Origin of the sequence: Acidovorax sp. LjRoot194 (genome assembly GCF_964253015.1) — a bacterium.
Taxonomy (GTDB): Bacteria; Pseudomonadota; Gammaproteobacteria; order Burkholderiales; family Burkholderiaceae_C; genus Acidovorax.
Genome location: NZ_CAXUQB020000001.1, coordinates 4648261 through 4666796 on the forward strand (window position 1 = coordinate 4648261; position 18536 = coordinate 4666796).

Sequence of the window (18536 nt, forward strand, 5' to 3'; positions counted from 1 at the left end):
CTGCGCACTGGCCCTGGCGCCACCGTGACAGCCGTGCACTGGCGCGGGCGGCACACTGGGCCACGAGGAGCCATCGAACCATGACGAGTCCCGACCAACCCACCGCCGCGCACCTGCAGGCCACCGCGCTCATCGACAGCGACGCCCCAGCGGTCCAGGCCTTTGCAGCCCAACACGCCCACGGAGCCACCGACCGCGAACGTGCCGTGGCGCTGTACCTGGCCGTGCGCGACGGCTTTCGCTACGACCCCTACCGCATCGACCTGTCGCCGCCGGGCATGACAGCGAGCAGCGTGCTGGCCAACGGCTACGGCTGGTGTGTGCCCAAGGCGGCGCTGCTGGCCGCCGCGTGCCGCGCAGCGGGCATCCCTGCGCGCATAGGTTTTGCCGACGTGCGCAACCACCTCTCCACCGAGCGCATGCGCGAGACCATGAAGACCGACCTCTTCATCTGGCACGGCTACACCGACCTCTGGCTCGATGGCCAATGGCGCAAGGCCACGCCGGCCTTCAACATCGAGTTGTGCGACCGCTTCGGGCTGCTGCCGCTCACGTTCGATGGCGAGAACGATTCGATCTACCACTCGTTCGACAAATCCGGCGCACGCCATATGGAGTACGTGCACCAGCGCGGCGCGTTTGACGACATGCCGCTCGCGCAGATCGTGGCGGATTTTCAGGCGGTGTACGGCGGTTGGCTCGACAGCGGCAGTGGTGCTAGCAGCAGCAGCACCACCAGCATGCTGCACGGCGCCAGCTTTGCCGACGATGTGGAGCAGGAGGCCGCGCAGTGACGTCCAACCCCTCCTCAGCGCAGGCCCCGTCGCCGCAGATACCCGATGGTTTTGTGGCGCTGGCCTCCGGTGGGCCGTTCATTGAGCACAACGGCCCGCTGTATGTGCAGCACGAGGGCGACGTGGTGCGGTTCGGCTTTCGGGTGGAGCGCCGCCACGTCAACCCCATGAACAACCTGCACGGCGGCATGATGGCCAGCTTTTGCGACATGCTGCTGCCGCTGTCCGTGCACCGCAAGAGCACCGAGGTGGCCGACCGCTTTTTGCCGACCATCAGCCTGCAGATCGACTACCTCGCCCCTGCCCCGCTGGGCGCGTGGGTGGAAGGGGAGGCCGATCCGCTGCGCATCACGCGCTCGCTGGTGTTCGCGCAGGGGCTGGTCACGGCCGATGGCGTTCCTTGCGCGCGGGTGAGTGGGGTGTTCAAGATCGGGCCGGCTGCGCCACAAAACGCTGTCGAGTGAGCGGTTGCCATCACACGGCGCGGGCGCGAGAAATGCTACGCGACCTTGCTTTTGCAATGGCTTTTCATTCATAGACTTACGAATTTTCTTATTTTAATTCATCTATGAATAAATATTGCCAACTATGACAAAGAATGGCGGCAACAACACCAGAAAAATTCATAGATGTCAGAAATTTCAATCTGCACTAATATCTATGAATGCCCGCTCAAAACACCAGTCCCGCCGACCATCCCCACGCAGTTCTGCAGCAGATTGCGCTGCTCGCGCAGAACATCGTGATCGCGCGCAAGCGCCGCAAGGAAACGCAGGCGCAGTGGGCGCAGCGGCTGGGGGTGTCGCAACCCACCATGGCGCGCATCGAACGGGGCGACCCATCCGTCGCGATGGCGTCCTACGTCATGTGCATGTGGATCATCAACCCGGCCCTGGGCCTGGCTGACCTGATTGCGCCGCAAAACGACATGGCCTCGCTGGAACGGGAAGTTGCCCGGACCCGCAGCCGGCCCCAAGCCACCAGGGCTGCGGTGCAAGAGGCGTCCTCCACTGATGTGCGGCAAGGCCAGATGGGGTATTCGGAGCCGAAACCCGCAAAGGGAAAAACGGCCCAAGCCGAACCTCGGGCTTCTCACGTTGCGCGGGAAGCAACGACAAGTCCCTGGGGCCCACCACAGGATGACAACGTGCAGCGGGCCACGCAGGTAGCCGCTGGGCTGGGCATGTCCGATCACAAGACCAACAGCACCGCAGCGGGTTTGGCGGCCCTCATCGCCGGCCACAACAAGGTGCGGCCGTGAGCATGGCCGACGTCACCCCGCGCTCCTACCAGCCGCAGGACACGCTGTACGTGTGGGCGCTGGTCAACCCTGCCAACCCTGTTCTGGCGGGCGCTGTCAGCCTGTCGCAACTGGTGCCCAACTGCGCCACCTTCCACTACGCTGCAGACTGGTGGCAGTTTGCGCTGAGCGAAGACCTGCCCCTGCTGGCCGGACAGATGTTCAGCGCAGGCCACAAGGACAGTGCGCCCGGCGCCATCGACGATGCCCGCCCCGACCGCTGGGGCGAGCGCATCATCCGCCACATCGACCGCCCTGCACGCCTGTCGATTCTGGAGATGCTGCTGTTCGCGGGGGACGACCGCTTTGGCGCTTTGGGCATCTCGACATCGGCCGACCACTACGTTCCCCGCCGCATCGGGCCGTACCCGCAGCTGCGTGACCTGGACGCCATGGTGCGAGCGGTGGAAGACGTGCAGTCCCAAGCCCCGGTCACCCCCGAAATCCAGCGCTTGGTGCAGCCCGGCGTGACGCTGGGCGGGGCCCGGCCCAAGGCGCTGCTGCAAGCCGACAATGGCCCCTGCGTGATCAAGTTCAGCGAACTCGACGACACCGTGGACACGCCCCTCATCGAACACGCCACCATGACGCTGGCAGCGCAGGCGGGCATCCATGTCGCCACCACGGGTGTGCTGCCCATTGCATCGCGCCAGGCGCGCCCATCCAAACGCCATGCGCTGACGATCCAGCGGTTTGACCGTCTGCAGACCGAGGCACTGGACCTGCGCGTGCATTGCATTTCTGCCAAGACCGCGCTGGCAGCGGCAGGCCTGACCGAAAGCTATGGCGCGCTGGCCACGGTACTGCTGCGCCAGGCCCACCCGGACCGGCACAAGGCCCTGCGCGAAGAGCTTTTCAGGCGCATGGTGTTCAACATCCTGATGGACAACACGGACGACCACGAACGCAACCACTGCCTGCGCCTGGGCTTTGACGGCTACTACGACCTGGCCCCGGCGTTCGACGTGGTGCCCACACTGCAGAACATGGGCTACCAGGCGATGGTGGTGGGCCGGCACGGGGCGCAGTCCACGCTGGACAACGCGCTGACCGACTTGAACGAGTTCGGCATCTCACGGAACCGGGCCATCGCATTGATCCAGGACGTCGCCCAGGTGGTCGCGCAGTGGCCCCGGCATTTTGTGCAGCATGGCGTCTGCCCCGCAGACATGGAGCAGCTCGCCGCCAGCATCGACCGCGATGCGCTCAGGCAGCAGCGCGAAGCCTTCTACTGATCTGCCGTTGCAGAGCGTTGCGTTGCGTTGCGCTGCACAGCGCTGCTTTGCACTGCCACGCATCAAGCCACGCCCATCACCGCCACCACATGCTCCACAAACCGCGCCAGCTTGGGCAGCTGCCGCCGGTCCGGCGCATAGACCAGTTGCACGGCGCGCGCCGCGGGCAGGCAGTGCTGCATCACCGGCACCAACGCGCCGCTGGCCAGGTCGTCGGCCAGTAATACCTCGGGCTGCATGATCAGGCCCAGGCCGCGCAACGCGGCTTGGCGCAGGCCTTCGCCCTGGTTGCAGGTCAGGCGGGCGTTCTCGGGCCAGAAGAAATCCGTGTCGCCATCGCGCAGCGTCCACTCCACGCGGCGCTGCCATGCCGAATGGCTCAGGCACTGGTGGCGGTCCAGGTCGGCCGCGCGCCCGGGCGTGCCGTGGCGCTGCAGGTAGGCGGGTGCGGCGGCGATCACCATGCGGTAGGGGCGCAGCGGGCGGGCCACCAGGCCTTCATCCACCACCCGGCCGATGCGCACCGCCACGTCAAAGCCCTCGCCCGCCAGGTCCACCACGCTGTCGGTGAGTTGCAGGTCCACGCGCACCTGGTCGTGCACCCGCAGAAAGTCGGCCACCAGCGGCGCAATGACGTGGGTGCCCAGGGTGAAGGGCGCGCTGACCCGCAGCAGGCCCTGGGGCACGGCGCGGCTGCGCTCCACGGCGGACTCGGCCCAGCGCACTTGCTCCAGCACGCGCCTGCTGTCTTCATAGAACGCGGCGCCCACCTCGGTCAGGCTGTTCTGGCGCGTGCTGCGCTGGAACAGGCGCGCTCCCAGGTGGGCTTCGAGCTGCTGGATGTGTTTGCCCACCATCACCGCCGACACCTGCAGCTGGCGCGCGGCGGCGGCGAAGCTGCCGGCCTCGACCACGGCCACCATGACTTCCATGTTGCGCAGTTTGTCCATGGCAGATTCCTAATCAATGGTTAGTGCAAGAAGAACTTCAATGTACTTTATGCATTGATTGATTCACAAAAGAATCAGGGCCTGTCTGTTCCTCCCCCCGTTCTTTTTCAACCTTCAAGGAAAACACCATGTCCAAGATTCTTCTCATCGGCGCGAGCGGCACCATCGGCCAGGCCGTGCTGGCCAACCTGGGCGCACGCCACGAGGTGATCACCGTGGGCCGCAGCAGCGGCACGCACCGCGCAGACTTTTCGCGGCCGGGCGCGGTCGCACAACTGTTCGAGGCGGTGGGCACGGTCGATGCCATCGTCAGTACCGCCGGCAACCTGCACTTCGGCCCGCTGGCCGACATGACGCCCGAGCAGTTCAACCTGGGGCTGCAAGACAAGCTCCTGGGCCAAGTGCAATTGGCTTTGATCGGCCAGAAGTACCTGACCGATGGCGGCTCCATCACGCTGACCGCGGGCATCCTGTCGATCGAGCCCATCCGCAACGGCGCCAGCGCCACGGCGGTGAACGCCGCCATCGAGGGCTTCGTGGCCGCCGCCGCCATCGAGCTGCCGCGCGGCCTGCGCATCAACGCCGTGAGCCCCACCATCCTCACCGAATCGGTGGGCGTGTACGGGCCGTTCTTCCCAGGCTTCGACACCGTGTCTGCCGAGCGCGCCGCACGCGGCTACCAGCGCAGCGTGGAAGGCGCGCAGACGGGGCGCGTGTACCGCGTGCAGTAATCACGGCCACCTGCACCCCACCCAGCTAGGAATGAAAGAAAAATAGCTGCTGCCGCTTGTCTATCAAGCGTCAGCAGCTATCATTTTAGTAGCTAAAACGACCGAAGGCGCAGATCAGTCCAGACTCGCGCCCGATTCCTTGACGACCTTGCCCCACTTCACGGACTCGGCCTGGATGAAGGCGGCGAACTGCTCGGGTGTTTCGCTGTACGTCTCGGCGCCTTGTTCGTTGATCTTCTTCTTCACCTCGGCCTGGTTGAGCACCTTGACCAGCGCGGTGTTCAGCTTGGCCAGCACCGGTGCGGGCGTGCCGGTGGGCGCGAACATGCCGAACCACGACGTGGCTTCATACCCTGGCACGCCGGCTTCGGCGATGGTGGGCACGTTGGGCAGCTCGGGCGAGCGCTTGGCCGTGGTCACGGCAATGGGCACGAGCTTGCCGCTGCGCACATGCTGGATGGCCGAGGGCATGTTGTCGAACATGATGCCGATCTGGTTGCCCAGCAGGTCCGTGACGGCCGGTGCGCTGCCCTTGTAGGGCACATGCACCATGTCCACCTTGGCCAGGCTCTTGAACAGCTCGCCCGACAGGTGGATGGAGCTGCCGTTGCCCGACGAGCCGAAGTTCACCTTGCCGGGGTTGGCCTTGGCGTAGGCGATCAGCTCCTTCACGCTCTTGTAGGGCTGTGCGGGGTTGGCCACCAGCAGGTTGGGCACATTGGCCACGCGCGTGAGCGGCGCGAAGTCCTTGATGGGGTCGAAGGGCATCTTCTTGTACAGGCTGGCGTTGATGGCGTGCGTGCCCACCGTGCCCATGAAAAGCGTGTAGCCATCGGCCGGGGCCTTGGCCGCCAGCGCGCCACCGATGTTGCCGCCCGCGCCGGCACGGTTGTCCACGATGACCGATTGGCCGAGTTCGGTGGTCAGCGCCTGGCCGATGATGCGGGCCAGGATATCGGTGGTGCCGCCCGCGGCAAAGGGCACGACGATGGTGACGGGCTTGGTGGGGTAGGCCTGGGCCATTGCTGCGCTGCTGCCCAGCAGGCCAGCACCGGCGATGGCGGCAATGCCCGCGCAGGCAGCGGCCGACAGCGCAAAGCGGCGGGTGGTGTGGATGGAACGGGTCATGGTTTGTCTCCTTCAGAAAGGTGGATGAAATGGGTGTCACGAGCGCGGAATCCGCCGCGCCGTGGCCTCAACCGGGCGCCAAGGCCTCCGGGCGAGAACAGGGGGTGCGCCCCTTTCAGGGCTGCAGTGAAAATGCGTTCAGGTGGCTAGACAGGTGCCACGCCGAGCGTGGTACCACCGCACACGTACAACACCTGCCCGGTCACGAAACCGTTGTCGGACGAGAGGAAGAACAGCGCCGCGCGGGCCACGTCGTCGGGCGTGCCCATGCGGCCCACGGCAATGCTGTTCAGGATGCGCTGCGTCTGCGGCGCGCCGTCGGGGTTGCTCTGGCGGAAGAGTTCGGTGGCGATGGGCCCGGGGCCGATGGCGTTGACGGTGATGCCGTCACGCCCCAGCTCCATGGCCAGCGTGCGCGTCATGCCGATCATTCCGGCCTTGGTGGCCGAATACACGATGCGGTCGGCCTTGCCCAACGCTGCGCGCGACGACATGTTCACGATGCGGCCCTGGCCGCTGGCGCGCAGGCTGGGCAAGAACGCTTGCACCAGCAGCATGGGCGCGCGCAGGTGCAGGCCCACCACGTCGTCCAGGTGCGCCGTGGTGGCGGTGTCGATGGTGCCGGGGCGCGTGGCGCCGGCGTTGTTCACCAGCGCCGTGACATTGTGTTTGGCGGCGATCTCGGCCGCGCGATCACGGGTCGATGCCTCGTCGGTCAGGTCGCCCTGGTAGGACGTGAGCAGCGGGTGGCTCCAGCTGGGCAGCACGTAGTCCAGGTTGACCACGGCGCGGCCCTGGGCCAGCACGGCCTCGGCGATGGCGCGGCCGATGCCGTTGCTGGCGCCGGTGACGACCGTGACGGGAGTGCTTTTATCGATGGCGGTCACACGCGCTCCAGGATGATGGCAATGCCCTGCCCCACGCCGATGCACATGGTGCACAGCGCGTACTGGCCGGCGTGTTCGTGCAGGCGGTTGACGGCGGTGGTCACCAGGCGCGCGCCGCTGGCACCCAGCGGGTGGCCCAGCGCAATGGCGCCGCCCCAGGCGTTCACACGCGCGTCGTCGTCCTTGATGCCCAGCGCGCGCAGCACCGCCAGGCCCTGCGCGGCAAAGGCTTCGTTGAGCTCGATCACGTCCAGGTGGTCGATGGTCAGGCCTGTCTGCGCCAGCACCTTTTGCGTGGCGGGCGTGGGGCCGAAGCCCATGATGCGCGGCGCCACACCGGCCACGGCCATGCCCACCACGCGGGCGCGGGGCTTGAGGCCATATTTGGCGGCATTGGCTTCGTCGGCCAGCAGCAGTGCGCAGGCGCCGTCGTTCACGCCGCTGGCGTTGCCCGCCGTCACCGTGCCGTCGGGCCGCACCACACCCTTGAGCTTGGCCAGCGCTTCCAGGCTGGTCTCGCGGGGGTGTTCGTCCTGGCTCACGATGATGGCGTCGCCCTTCTTTTGGGGGATGTGCACCGGCACGATCTCGCGCGCCAGGTGGCCGGCCTTGATGGCTGCCACGGCGTTGAGCTGGCTGGCCAGGGCCATGCGGTCCTGCGCTTCGCGCTCGATGCCGAAGTCGGTGGCCACGTTCTCGGCGGTTTCGGGCATGGAGTCGACGCCGTACTTTTCCTTCATCAACTTGTTGATGAAGCGCCAGCCGATGGTGGTGTCGTACACCGCGTTGTTGCGGCTGAAGGCCGACTCGGCTTTGGGCATGACGAACGGGGCGCGGCTCATGCTCTCCACGCCGCCCGCGATCATCAGGCCCGCCTCGCCCGACTTGATGGCGCGTGCTGCGGTGCCTACGGCGTCGAGCCCCGAGCCGCACAGGCGGTTGATGGTGGCACCCGCCACGTCGATGGGCAGGCCCGCCAGCAGGCTGCTCATGTGGGCCACGTTGCGGTTGTCTTCACCGGCCTGGTTGGCACAGCCGTAGAGCACGTCGGACACTGCTGCCCAGTCCACGCCGGGGTTGCGGTCCATCAGCGCCTTGATGGGGATGGCGCCCAGGTCGTCAGTGCGCACGCTGGAGAGCGCGCCGCCGTAACGACCGAAAGGGGTGCGAATGGCGTCGCAGATGAAGGCTTGGCGTTGTTGGCTCATGGTTTTGTCTCCTCGTTTCTATGGACTCAGTGGAAATGTCCCCAGACCGTTCGCCCTGAGCTTGTCGAAGGGCTGCGCTGACAGCGCCCTGGCTTCGACAGGCTCAGCCCGAACGGCTGGGGTGGGGTGACGAAATGACGCATTCAAACGGCGGCTGCACGGATGGGCAGACCCGCCAGTTGCTCCAGCTCAGGCAACTGCAGGCCGGGCACGGTGTCGATGAGCTGCAGCCCCGTGGGCGTGCAGGCCAGTGTGCACAGATCGGTGTAGATGCGCTTCACGCAGGCGACACCGGTGAGCGGGTAGGTGCATTGCGTCACGATCTTGCTGGCGCCCTGCTTGGTCAACAGGTCCATCATCACCCAGGTCTGCTTGGCGCCGATGGCCAGGTCCATGGCGCCGCCCACGGCCGGGATGGCGCCGGGCTCGCCCGTGCTCCAGTTGGCCAGGTCGCCCGTGGCGCTGACCTGGAAGGCGCCCAGCACGCAGATGTCGAGGTGCCCGCCGCGCATCATCGCGAAGCTGTCGGCGTGGTGAAAATACGCGCCGCCGGGCAGCAGCGTCACCGGCTGCTTGCCGGCGTTGATGAGGTCGTAGTCCTCCAGCCCCGCAGCGGGCGCCGGGCCCATGCCCAGGATGCCGTTCTCGCTTTGCAGGATGACCTCGCGGCCTGCCGGAATGTGGTTGGCCACCAGGGTGGGCTGGCCGATGCCCAGGTTGACGTAGGCGCCGTCGTGGATGTCCTGCGCCACGCGCTTCGCCAGTTCTTCTTTACTACGCTTTTGATAGCTGCTCACGCTGATTCCTTGTGCGGTAGAGGCCAATTTCATGCGGATTTCACGGCTTTTTGAACCCACCGGCCTGCGTGGCGGTGCGGTCGATCTTCACGACATGGGTCACGTAGATGCCGGGCGTGACGATGGCCTCCGGGTCCAGCGCGCCCAGTTCCACCACCTCGTGCACGGTGGCGATCGTGGTCTTGGCGGCCGTGGCCATCACCGGGCCGAAGTTGCGGGCCGACATGCGGTAGGTCAGGTTGCCCCAGCGGTCGCCCTGCTCGGCCTTGATCAGCGCCACGTCGCCGTGGATGGGGTACTCCAGCACGTAGTGCTTGCCGTTGATCTCGCGCGTCTCCTTGCCGGCGGCCAGCTCGGTGCCGTGGGCCGTGGGGCAGAAAAAAGCGCCGATGCCCGCGCCCGCAGCGCGCAGGCGCTCGGCCAGGTTGCCCTGGGGCACGAGTTCGAGTTCGAGCTTGCCGCTGCGGTACAGGTCGTCGAACACGTAGCTGTCGACCTGGCGCGGAAAGCTGCAGATGATCTTGCGCACCTGGCCGGCCTTGAGCAGCGCGGCCAGGCCCTGGTCGGCATTGCCGGCGTTGTTGTTGACCACCGTGAGGTCGCGCGCGCCCTGGGCGATCAGGCCGTCGATCAGTTCACCGGGAATGCCGGCCGTGCCGAACCCGCCTATCAACACCGTGGCACCATCCTTCACCCCCGAAAGGGCCTGGGCCACCGACTCCGCCAGCTTGTTGATCATCGAACCGCTTTCATGATGTGCTTGTCTCGGGATAGAATTTGTTCGCTTATAGAACAAATGTTCGCATAAAGAATTATAGAGGGCCGCTGCATGAATACCGAAACGCTCCCCACCAAAGACCCCAAACCCAGCGACAGCTATGTGCAGTCGTTCGCCCGCGGGCTGGAGGTGATCCGCTCGTTCAGCGCCGCCCGGCCGCAGCAGACATTGAGCGAAGTGGCTGCGCAGACCGGCTTGACCCGCGCGGGCGCGCGCCGCATCCTGCTCACGCTGCAGACGCTGGGCTATGTGGAGACGGACGGCAAGCTCTTTCGGCTGAGCCCGCGCATCCTGGACCTGGGCTTTGCGTACCTGTCGTCGCTGCCGATCTGGAACCTGGCCGAGCCGGTGATGGAAGACCTGGTGGAAGACGTGCGCGAGTCGTCATCGGCCGCCGTGCTCGACGGGCTGGACATCGTCTACGTGCTGCGGGTGCCCACGCACAAGATCATGCGCACCAACCTGGGCGTGGGCTCGCGCCTACCGGCGCCGTGGACGTCGATGGGCCGGGTGCTGCTGGCCGGGCTGCCCGATGCGGAGTTGGAGTTGCGCCTGGCGCAGCAGCCGCTTGAACGCTTTACCGAGCACACCACCACCGACCTGCCGACGCTGCTGTCACGGATCAGCGAGGCGCGCCAACAGGGCTGGTGCCTGGTGAACCAGGAGCTGGAAGAGGGTTTGATATCGATTGCCGCGCCGCTGTCCGACCGCACGGGCCGCACGGTGGCGGCGCTCAACATCAGCGGCCAGGCCAACCGGACCAGTGCGGACGTGATGCAGACCACGCTGCTGCCGGCATTGCTGCGCGCGGCCCAAACCATCTCGCGCATGATGGGTGCACCGCGGGCATGAACGGTGGGGGCTTGGTGGTGGGAAGGGAAAGATCCAGCGATTCACCGCAACGAGCAGCCGGGGCTGGCATCCAGGCGACCTTGCCTTGCGTGGGTGCAAAGTGCTGAAGCACCAACGCCAACGACTCGCTGCGATGACTGGTGGCCCGGCGCGCGCTGCGCAAGGCACTGCATGTGATGCCATGCCCTGCGGCGGGGCATAGCCGGGGAGAAAATCAGCGAACTGCCGGCTGGGTTTCAGCCGGGTTGATCTCAGCTCTTGCGAAAGCCTACGACCAGCACCATGCCGCCGACCACCATGGCACCCAGGCTCATCCACTGCGGGATGACGACAGCCTCGTAGTTGTCCTGTGCCGTCAGATCCAGTGCGCCCAGGGGCGCCTGCAAGGCATCGCCGCTAATACTGATGCCGCCGGTCACAAAAACCGCCATGCCCATCACCAGCAGCAAGACACCCGCAATTCGCAGAGCAGTCATGAACGCATCTCCCAAACACCGGACCATCCGTGGAATCTGGCAGATAGGGCCCGGCTCTCTCTGCGCAACGCAAATGTAGAAGCGGCCAGAAAGCCGCCGCGTAGGACATAGCCGCAGACTATGCTGCGTTGGCAGCGCGGCCCCGGCAACCCTGCGCGCCCTGGGCCCACGGGGTGCGTGCTAACCTCCCGCCCCATGTTCAGCCCCTCCCAAGCCGATGTGCGCCGCTTTCTCTGCGGGGTGCACACCAAGACCCAGGCCGGCGCCCCCATGGAAGCCATCGAGACGCTGGCCAGCCTGTGGATCGCGGAGCACCCCGAGTACCACGCCGACCTCTCCAGCGCCGATGCCGCCGTGGCCCGCAACTACGACGAGACGCCGGGCCAGACCAACCCCTTCCTGCATTTGTCGATGCATTTGTCGATCAGCGAGCAATGCAGCATCGACCAGCCCCGCGGCATCCGCCAGGCAGTGGAACTGCTGACCGCACGGCTCGATTCGCTGCACGACGCCCACCACGCGGCCATGGACTGCCTGGGCGAAATGCTGTGGGAGAGCCAGCGCGCCGGCCGCCCGCCCGACGGCCAGGCGTACATCGCCTGCGTGCAGCGCCGCGCTACCAAGGACTAGGGCCGGGCCCGCGCGAGCAGCGCTGTGCTGCTCTGCCCTGCGGCGCCTAGATATCGAGCGACACAGCCTTGCCGGCGGTGGCCGGACAACACCACCGGTGGCACAAATGTGCGGCGCGCTTGCCCGTTCGTCACCCTGGCGCACACAATAGGACACAAACCACTGGCTGCACGCGGCACGCTCCTTGCGTGCAGCCTGTCCAGTCCGGTCCTGGAGCCCACTCGGATGCGCGCATTTCAGCTCTCCCTGCGAACGGCCATCGCCGTGCCTTTTGCCGTGCTGTTCGCAGCCACGGTGGCATTGCAGGCCGTCACGCAGCACCGGCAGATCACCGATCTGATCGACCAGGAAAGCGTGCGTCTGCTCGATGCGATCACCAACACCTCGCGCGGGCGGCTGGCCGAGTTTCTGGAGGCGCCGTTCCTCATCCAGCGCAGCATCGGCGATGCGATAGCCCGCCATGGCCTGTACCAGCCAGGCAACCTCAAGCCCCTGTACCAGCATTTGCAGGGCATTTTTTCCGAGCTCTACACCAACCACCAGCAGATCAGCCTGCTCAGCTTTGGCAGCCAGACAGGCGAGTACGCCGGCATCCGCCGCGACGCCAGCGCGCGCAGCGGCTTCAAGCTGATCCTCAAGGACAACTCCACCCGCGGCCTCATGAACGTGTACGAGGACGCGACCCCTGCCAAGGTGGCGGCGGCCTTCCCCCATTACGATCCGCGCGTGCGGCCCTGGTATGCGCCGGTGGCGCAATCTGGCACGGCGCAGTGGTCGCCCATCTACACCACGGCCGGCGAGCGGGGTGACGTGACCATCTCGGCCGCGTCGCCCGTGGTGGTCAAGGGCCAGCTGGTGGGCGTGATGGAGGCCGACGTGCGGCTGGACACCCTCAACCGCTTTTTGCGCGAGGAGCCGCTGCGCGGCCAGGGGCAGATCTTCATCACCGACGCGCAGGGCCGCATCGTTGCGCACTCCGAACCCGGCGCGCTGGTCAGCGACCAGCAGGACGCGGCCGGGCAGCGCGAACGCCTCACGGTCGCGCAGAGCGCCAGCCCGCAGATTCGTGCGGCAGGCCCGTACCTGCAGCAGGCCCCCGCGGCGGAGGGCACGGGCTTTCGGTTCACCCATGTGGGCGAGCAGTACTTCGGCCGGGTCACGCGATATGCGGACCCACGCGGCATCGACTGGCGCATCGTGGTGCTGCTGCCCGAGTCGGACTTGCTGGGCGACTCCCGCAGCGCCAATCGCCAGGCACTGCTGGCCACCGCAGCCATCGCGGTGCTGGGACTCATCCTGGGGCTGTGGGTGATCGAGCGGGCTGCGCGCCCCATCCTCATGACGGCCGAGGCCGCCAACCGGATTGCACGCGGCGAGTGGAGCACGGGTATCGAAAAAAGCAGCCCGCTGCTGGAGACCACCATTCTCGTGCACGCCTTCAACCAGATGGCGGACCGGCTGCAACGCTCGTTCAACCAGATGCGCGAGCTGCTCATCTACGACAGCCTCACCCAGTTGCTCACGCGCCGCGGCCTGCTGGAGCAGGCCAACTGGACCGAGCCGCAACCCGCGGTGTTGACCCTGGTGGGCCTGGACGCCTTTCGTGCCATCAACGACAACGTGGGCTACGGCACCGGCGACCGCCTGCTGCAGGCCGTGAGCGAACGGCTGCGCGCGCGCCTGCCCGCGCCGGTGCTCATGGCGCGCCTGGGCGGCGACGAGTTTGCGCTGCTGCACCTGAGCAGCGGCGATGCGGCGTCGCAAGCGCAGATCGCCAAGACAGTGTTGACGCTGTTCACCACACCGTTCTCTGCCGGTGCCGACGAAGTCATGGTGCACGCATCGGTCGGCGTGGTGGGCGGGCACCTGCGCGGCGACGACCTGCCCGAATGGCTGCGCAACGCCAGCATCGCGCTGGGCGAAGCCAAGCGGCGCGGCCTGAACCAGTGTGTCGTGTTCGAGCCCAGCATGGCCGAGCAGTCCAAGGAGCGCGCCCGGCTGGCCACCGAGCTGCGGCAGGCGCTGGAGAAGAACCAGTTCCTGGTGCACTACCAGCCGGTGATCGAGCTGGACACCGGCAGGGTGAGCGGCGCCGAGGCGCTGCTGCGCTGGCACAGCCCCACGCGCGGCATGGTGCCGCCGGGTGTGTTCATCCCCGTGGCGGAAGAGTCCGACCTGATCCTGGCCCTGGGCGACTGGGTGCTGCGCCGCGCGACGCAGGACATCGCACAGCAACTGCCGCACCTGCCCGAAGGGTTCGATCTGCACGTGAACGTGTCGGCGCGCCAGCTCATCCAGTCGGACTTTCCGGCAGCGCTGCAGCAGGTGCTGGCCACCAGCGGCCTGCCGCCCCGGCACCTGACGCTGGAGCTGACGGAGTCGGTGCTGATCGAAGGCGACGCCGTGACCGGCCAGCGCCTGGCGCGCATCCGGGCGCTCGGGGTGAAGATCGCCATCGACGACTTCGGCACGGGCTATTCATCGCTGGCCTACCTGAGCCGCCTGCCGTTCGACTGCGTGAAGATAGACCAGAGCTTTGTGCGCAACCTGCTCGACTCGCCGCAGAACGCCGCCATCGTCACCGCCGTGCTGAACATGTCGCAAGGCTTCGGCGTGACCGTGGTGGCCGAGGGCGTGGAGACCCAGGCCGCCGCCCAGCGCCTGCGCGAAATGGGCTGCGCCAGCGCCCAGGGCTACTGGTTCGGCCGCCCTGCGCTGCTGCAGGACATGGACCTGTCGGTGCGGCTGCTGGACGGGGATGGCACGGGCTCACTGCCCACCCCATCGTCAACGCCATCGACGCAGGCATAAAAAAACCCGCCAGGGCTTGGCGGGTTGTTCTGGCTGCGGCGGGTGGCTGGCCACACCGCCGGGCTCTTCCTGTGATCAGCGAAAGCGCGATTGCGGCACTACGTGCAGATCGCCGTCGATGCCGCTGATGTAGTTGGACAGCGCCTTCAGTTCGGCATTGGTGAACTGCTTGGCGACGCCGCCCATGATGGCGTTGCTGCGCCCCACGTTGGGGTTCTTCTCGGCCTTGTACGACTTCAAGGCCACGAACAGGTAGTCGGCGTGCTGGCCTGCGACCTTGGGGTAAGACGGGTCGATGGGCTTGGCGAAGTTGTCGCCGTGGCACGAAACGCAGGCGCCTTTCTTGAGCAGCTCGGCCACTTGCACGCTGGGTTCGCGGGCGGGCTTGGCAGGCAGCTCGGTGCCCGTCTTGCCGTGCTGCTCGTAGTAGGCAGACACATCGGCGATGTCTTTTTCAGACAGCGACTCAGCCACACCGCGCATGGTGGGGTGCTTGCGCTCGCCCTTTTGGTAGGCGGTGAGCGCTGCGGCGATGTACTTGGCGCTTTGGCCCGAAATCATCGGCACCTTGTGCACTTCAGGAAAGCTGGCCTGGTAGCCCGGAATACCGTGGCAACCGATGCACATGGCAATCTTTTGCTTGCCTGCTTCCACGTCGCCTTTGGCTTCCTGGGCATGGGAGACGGCGGTCACGGAAGCGACAGCCAGGGCGAATAGCGTGGTCAGCGTTTTGTTCATTTTGCGCGCACAATCTCGTGGAAGTTCAGTCAGCTCTGGGGATCTGATCAACAGCAGATTATAGCCAGCGCCTGTCAAGCCCCATCCATCAACGATCCGGTGATTTCCCTCATGAAATTTCAAGGTTCCCAGAACTACGTCGCCACCCAAGACCTGATGCTGGCCGTGAACGCAGCCATCACCCTGCAGCGCCCGCTGCTCATCAAGGGCGAGCCCGGCACCGGCAAGACGATGCTGGCCGAAGAAGTGGCCCAGGCGCTGGACATGCCACTGTTGCAATGGCACATCAAGTCGACCACCAAGGCCCAGCAGGGCCTGTACGAATATGACGCCGTGAGCCGCCTGCGCGACAGCCAGCTCAACGATGGCGACAGCGCCGACCGCGTGAAGGACATCCGCAACTACATCGTGCAGGGTGTGCTGTGGCAGGCCTTCACGGCCGACCGGCCCGTCGCGCTGCTGATCGACGAGATCGACAAGGCCGACATCGAATTCCCGAACGACCTGCTGCGCGAGATCGACCGCATGGAGTTCTACTGCTACGAGACGCGCGAGCTCATCAAGGCCAAGCACCGCCCGCTGGTGTTCATCACCTCCAACAACGAAAAAGAGCTGCCCGACGCCTTCCTGCGCCGCTGCTTCTTTCACTTCATCAAGTTCCCCGAGGCCGACACCATGCGCCAGATCGTGGGCGTGCACTTCCCCACGCTCAAGAGCGAGCTCTTGTCCGTGGCGATGAAGACTTTCTACGACGTGCGCAACCTGCCGGGCCTCAAGAAGAAGCCGTCGACCAGCGAACTGCTGGACTGGCTCAAGCTGCTGGTGGCCGAAGACATCCCGCTCACCGCGCTGCAAAGCGCCGACAACAAGGTGGCCGTACCGCCGCTGGTGGGCGCGTTGCTCAAGAACGAACAGGATGTGAGCCTGTTCGAAAAGCTCGTGTTCATGAACCAAAGAAATCGTTGATGCCGCAGCCAAGCCCGGCCCCATGAGCGCACCCCACACACCCTCTCTCGCAGACGGCATTGCCGACGCCATCGGTTTTGTCGGCGGCGCGCTGGCCGGCTTCTGGATCGGCCAGTGGCTGGGCCTCGATATCTTTGCGCCCGGCTACGGCACCAAGGCACTGCTGGGCATTGCCCTGGTCGGCCTGGGTGGCGGCCTGGGCCTGCACGCGGCGCGCCGCTGGCAGAAAAGCCGCCGCGAACGGACCCAAGACTGACCGGCCTGGGGCACGTACACACACCCCAAGGCACCAACCGCAAAGACAGCAACATGGCCTTTGTAGAACCCGTCACCCTGAGCAGCCGCGGCGTGCGCCTGGAGCCGCTGGCGCTGTCGCACGCATCGGGCCTAGCCGCAGCGGCCGCCGATGGCGAGCTGTGGAAGCTGCGCATCACCTCGGTGCCCGAGCCAGAGGACACCCGCGCCTACATCGAGACCGCGCTGAAAGGCCGCGAGGAAGGCCACCGCTTTGCGTTCGCCGTCATCGATGAAGCCACGGGCCAGGTGCTGGGGTCCAGCAGCTTCCACGACGTCCTGCCCGCCATGCGCCGCGTGGAGATCGGCTACACCTGGTACCGCCAGAGCGTGCAGCGCAGCCACGTCAACACCACCTGCAAACTGCTGCTGATGGGCCATGCCTTCGACACGCTGGGCTGCCACGTGGTGGGCTGGCGCACCGACAACTACAACTTCGCCTCGCAGCGCGCCATCGAGCGCCTGGGTGCCAAAAAGGACGGCGTCATCCGCGGCCACGCCCTGCGCCGCGACGGCACCATCCGCGACACCGTGATGTACAGCATGCGCTCGGGCGAATGGCCCGAAGCCAAGGCGCAGTTGCTATATCTTTTAGAGCGCCACACGCCAGCCTGACCAGCGGCAGGAGCCCACAACATGCTCATCGACTTCTTCTACACGCTGCGCTCGGCCAAGCTGCCGGTGTCGGTCAAGGAATACCTCACGCTGCTTGAAGCGCTGCAGGCCGGCGTGGTCGGCCCCAAGTCGGATGACGCGTGGAGCCTGGACGATTTCTACAACCTCTCGCGCCTGACCCTGGTCAAGGACGAGAAGCACTACGACAAGTTCGACCGGGCCTTCGGCGCCTACTTCAAAGGCGTGGAGATGGTGGCCGACTTCACCAAGGAGATTCCGGCCGACTGGCTGCGCAAGATCCTGGAGAACGAACTCACGCCCGAGCAGAAAGCCGCCATCGAGAAGATGGGCTGGGACGAGCTGATGGAGACGCTCAAGAAGCGCCTCGAAGAACAGAAGGAGCGCCACGAGGGCGGCAGCAAGTGGATCGGCACAGGCGGCACCAGCCCGTTCGGCCACGGCGGCTACAACCCGCAGGGCGTGCGCATCGGCGGCGCGGGCAAGAACAAGAGCGCCGTCAAGGTGTGGGAGCAGCGCGCCTACAAGGACTACGACGACCAGCAGGAGCTGGGCACGCGCAACATCAAGGTGGCGCTGCGCCGCCTGCGCAAGTTCGCACGCGAAGGGCACGACCTGGAGCTCGACCTGCCCGACACCATCCGCAGCACCGCCGCCAACGCGGGGTACCTGGACATCAAGATGGTGCCCGAGCGGCACAACAACGTGAAGGTGCTGCTGCTGATGGACGTGGGCGGCACCATGGACGAGCACATCCAGCGCGTGGAAGAACTCTTCAGCGCCGTGAAGTCCGAGTTCAAGCACCTGGAGTTCTACTACTTCCACAACTGCGTCTACGACTTCATGTGGAAGAACAACCGCCGCCGCTTTGCCGAGAAGTTCCCGACCCTGGACATCATCCGCAAATACAACCGCGACTACAAGCTGATCTTCGTGGGCGACGCGACCATGAGCCCGTACGAGATCCTGCAGCCCGGCGGCAGCGTGGAATACAACAACGAAGAACCCGGCGCCGAGTGGATCCAGCGCCTGACCCACGCGTTTCCCAAGCACGCCTGGATCAACCCCGAGCCCCAGGGCGTGTGGCAGTACCGCCAGAGCATCAGCATCATCCAGCAGCTGCTGGGCAACCGCATGTACCCGCTGTCGCTCAAGGGGCTGGAAGAAACCATGCGCCTGCTGTCCAAATAGGACTGCGGACACTGCCCCGGCGCCGACTGCGCACGGGGCCAGCGGGGCCGCCCGGGCATGCGGGCACAGTGAGCGAAGCTGTCTGACAAGGACCGCCCAACTTTCAGGGCATAGTGGCAGGGCACCAACAAGGTGCA

The 18536-nt window shown here is 66.1% G+C and carries 20 protein-coding genes; 12 read left to right on the top strand and 8 right to left on the bottom strand.

Translation table 11 applies throughout. The features are described from left to right. Positions 1–80: 80 nt before the first annotated feature. From ACSQ3N_RS21115 to ACSQ3N_RS21130, 4 genes are all read left to right on the top strand, one after another. Positions 81–794, top strand: coding sequence for a transglutaminase-like domain-containing protein (locus ACSQ3N_RS21115; protein WP_436147365.1), 714 nt, complete (start codon positions 81–83; stop codon positions 792–794). Continuing rightward, the gene (locus tag ACSQ3N_RS21120; protein WP_436147366.1) at positions 791–1258 is read left to right on the top strand and encodes a PaaI family thioesterase; all 468 of its coding nucleotides are present in this window, start codon (positions 791–793) and stop codon (positions 1256–1258) included. Before ACSQ3N_RS21115 ends, ACSQ3N_RS21120 begins: the two co-directional genes overlap by 4 nt. Positions 1259–1458: 200 nt before the next feature. Beyond that, positions 1459–2055, top strand: coding sequence for a helix-turn-helix transcriptional regulator (locus ACSQ3N_RS21125; protein ID WP_436147367.1), 597 nt, complete (start codon positions 1459–1461; stop codon positions 2053–2055). Positions 2056–2057: 2 nt separating this feature from the next. Next, positions 2058–3329, top strand: a complete 1272-nt coding sequence (locus ACSQ3N_RS21130) for a type II toxin-antitoxin system HipA family toxin (protein WP_436147368.1) — start codon at positions 2058–2060, stop codon at positions 3327–3329. Positions 3330–3391: 62 nt separating this feature from the next. On the opposite strand, the gene ACSQ3N_RS21135 is transcribed toward ACSQ3N_RS21130, so the two are convergent. Further along, the gene (locus ACSQ3N_RS21135; protein ID WP_436147369.1) at positions 3392–4279 is read right to left on the bottom strand and encodes a LysR substrate-binding domain-containing protein; all 888 of its coding nucleotides are present in this window, start codon (positions 4277–4279) and stop codon (positions 3392–3394) included. Positions 4280–4407: 128 nt separating this feature from the next. Between ACSQ3N_RS21135 and ACSQ3N_RS21140 the strand changes: the two genes are divergently transcribed. Then, positions 4408–5010: a short chain dehydrogenase gene (locus ACSQ3N_RS21140; protein ID WP_436147370.1), complete on the top strand. Its 603-nt coding sequence runs from the start codon at positions 4408–4410 to the stop codon at positions 5008–5010. A gap of 114 nt (positions 5011–5124) precedes the next feature. On the opposite strand, the gene ACSQ3N_RS21145 is transcribed toward ACSQ3N_RS21140, so the two are convergent. From ACSQ3N_RS21145 to ACSQ3N_RS21165, 5 genes are all read right to left on the bottom strand, one after another. Beyond that, complete coding sequence (locus ACSQ3N_RS21145; RefSeq protein ID WP_436147371.1) at positions 5125–6138, bottom strand: Bug family tripartite tricarboxylate transporter substrate binding protein; 1014 nt, start codon at positions 6136–6138, stop codon at positions 5125–5127. Between the two features lie 146 nt (positions 6139–6284). Then, a complete protein-coding gene (locus tag ACSQ3N_RS21150; RefSeq protein ID WP_436147993.1) occupies positions 6285–7016 on the bottom strand; it encodes an SDR family NAD(P)-dependent oxidoreductase in 732 nt (243 codons plus the stop codon). Between the two features lie 5 nt (positions 7017–7021). Beyond that, positions 7022–8233 (bottom strand): 3-oxoadipyl-CoA thiolase, encoded by a 1212-nt coding sequence (gene pcaF, locus ACSQ3N_RS21155; protein WP_436147372.1) that lies wholly within the window; start codon positions 8231–8233, stop codon positions 7022–7024. Positions 8234–8376: 143 nt separating this feature from the next. Then, positions 8377–9030, bottom strand: coding sequence for a 3-oxoacid CoA-transferase subunit B (locus ACSQ3N_RS21160; RefSeq protein WP_436147994.1), 654 nt, complete (start codon positions 9028–9030; stop codon positions 8377–8379). A 40-nt stretch (positions 9031–9070) separates the two neighbouring features. Further along, on the bottom strand, positions 9071–9769 hold the full coding sequence (locus tag ACSQ3N_RS21165) for a 3-oxoacid CoA-transferase subunit A (protein ID WP_056417889.1): 699 nt from the start codon (positions 9767–9769) through the stop codon (positions 9071–9073). 90 nt (positions 9770–9859) lie between these two features. Here ACSQ3N_RS21165 and ACSQ3N_RS21170 point away from each other — a divergent pair, with 90 nt between their 5' ends. Beyond that, a complete protein-coding gene (locus ACSQ3N_RS21170) occupies positions 9860–10660 on the top strand; it encodes an IclR family transcriptional regulator domain-containing protein (protein WP_436147373.1) in 801 nt (266 codons plus the stop codon). Between the two features lie 251 nt (positions 10661–10911). On the opposite strand, the gene ACSQ3N_RS21175 is transcribed toward ACSQ3N_RS21170, so the two are convergent. Then, on the bottom strand, positions 10912–11136 hold the full coding sequence (locus ACSQ3N_RS21175) for a hypothetical protein (RefSeq protein WP_436147374.1): 225 nt from the start codon (positions 11134–11136) through the stop codon (positions 10912–10914). A gap of 195 nt (positions 11137–11331) precedes the next feature. Here ACSQ3N_RS21175 and ACSQ3N_RS21180 point away from each other — a divergent pair, with 195 nt between their 5' ends. Continuing rightward, complete coding sequence (locus tag ACSQ3N_RS21180; RefSeq protein WP_436147375.1) at positions 11332–11766, top strand: DUF1841 family protein; 435 nt, start codon at positions 11332–11334, stop codon at positions 11764–11766. A gap of 225 nt (positions 11767–11991) precedes the next feature. Next, on the top strand, positions 11992–14577 hold the full coding sequence (locus ACSQ3N_RS21185; RefSeq protein ID WP_436147376.1) for a putative bifunctional diguanylate cyclase/phosphodiesterase: 2586 nt from the start codon (positions 11992–11994) through the stop codon (positions 14575–14577). A gap of 75 nt (positions 14578–14652) precedes the next feature. On the opposite strand, the gene ACSQ3N_RS21190 is transcribed toward ACSQ3N_RS21185, so the two are convergent. Beyond that, positions 14653–15315: a c-type cytochrome gene (locus ACSQ3N_RS21190; protein WP_056167645.1), complete on the bottom strand. Its 663-nt coding sequence runs from the start codon at positions 15313–15315 to the stop codon at positions 14653–14655. Between the two features lie 111 nt (positions 15316–15426). Between ACSQ3N_RS21190 and ACSQ3N_RS21195 the strand changes: the two genes are divergently transcribed. Genes ACSQ3N_RS21195 through ACSQ3N_RS21210 form a run of 4 tightly spaced genes read left to right on the top strand, consistent with a single transcriptional unit; the run spans position 15427 to position 18399 of the window. Continuing rightward, positions 15427–16281, top strand: a complete 855-nt coding sequence (locus tag ACSQ3N_RS21195) for an AAA family ATPase (RefSeq protein ID WP_056417878.1) — start codon at positions 15427–15429, stop codon at positions 16279–16281. Positions 16282–16303: 22 nt separating this feature from the next. Further along, positions 16304–16537 carry a hypothetical protein gene (locus ACSQ3N_RS21200; protein WP_436147377.1) on the top strand — a complete coding sequence of 78 codons (234 nt, stop codon included), beginning with the start codon at positions 16304–16306 and terminating at the stop codon, positions 16535–16537. A 53-nt stretch (positions 16538–16590) separates the two neighbouring features. After that, positions 16591–17190, top strand: a complete 600-nt coding sequence (locus ACSQ3N_RS21205) for a GNAT family N-acetyltransferase (protein WP_436147378.1) — start codon at positions 16591–16593, stop codon at positions 17188–17190. A gap of 21 nt (positions 17191–17211) precedes the next feature. Further along, positions 17212–18399 carry a vWA domain-containing protein gene (locus tag ACSQ3N_RS21210; protein WP_436147379.1) on the top strand — a complete coding sequence of 396 codons (1188 nt, stop codon included), beginning with the start codon at positions 17212–17214 and terminating at the stop codon, positions 18397–18399. Positions 18400–18536 lie beyond the last annotated feature (137 nt).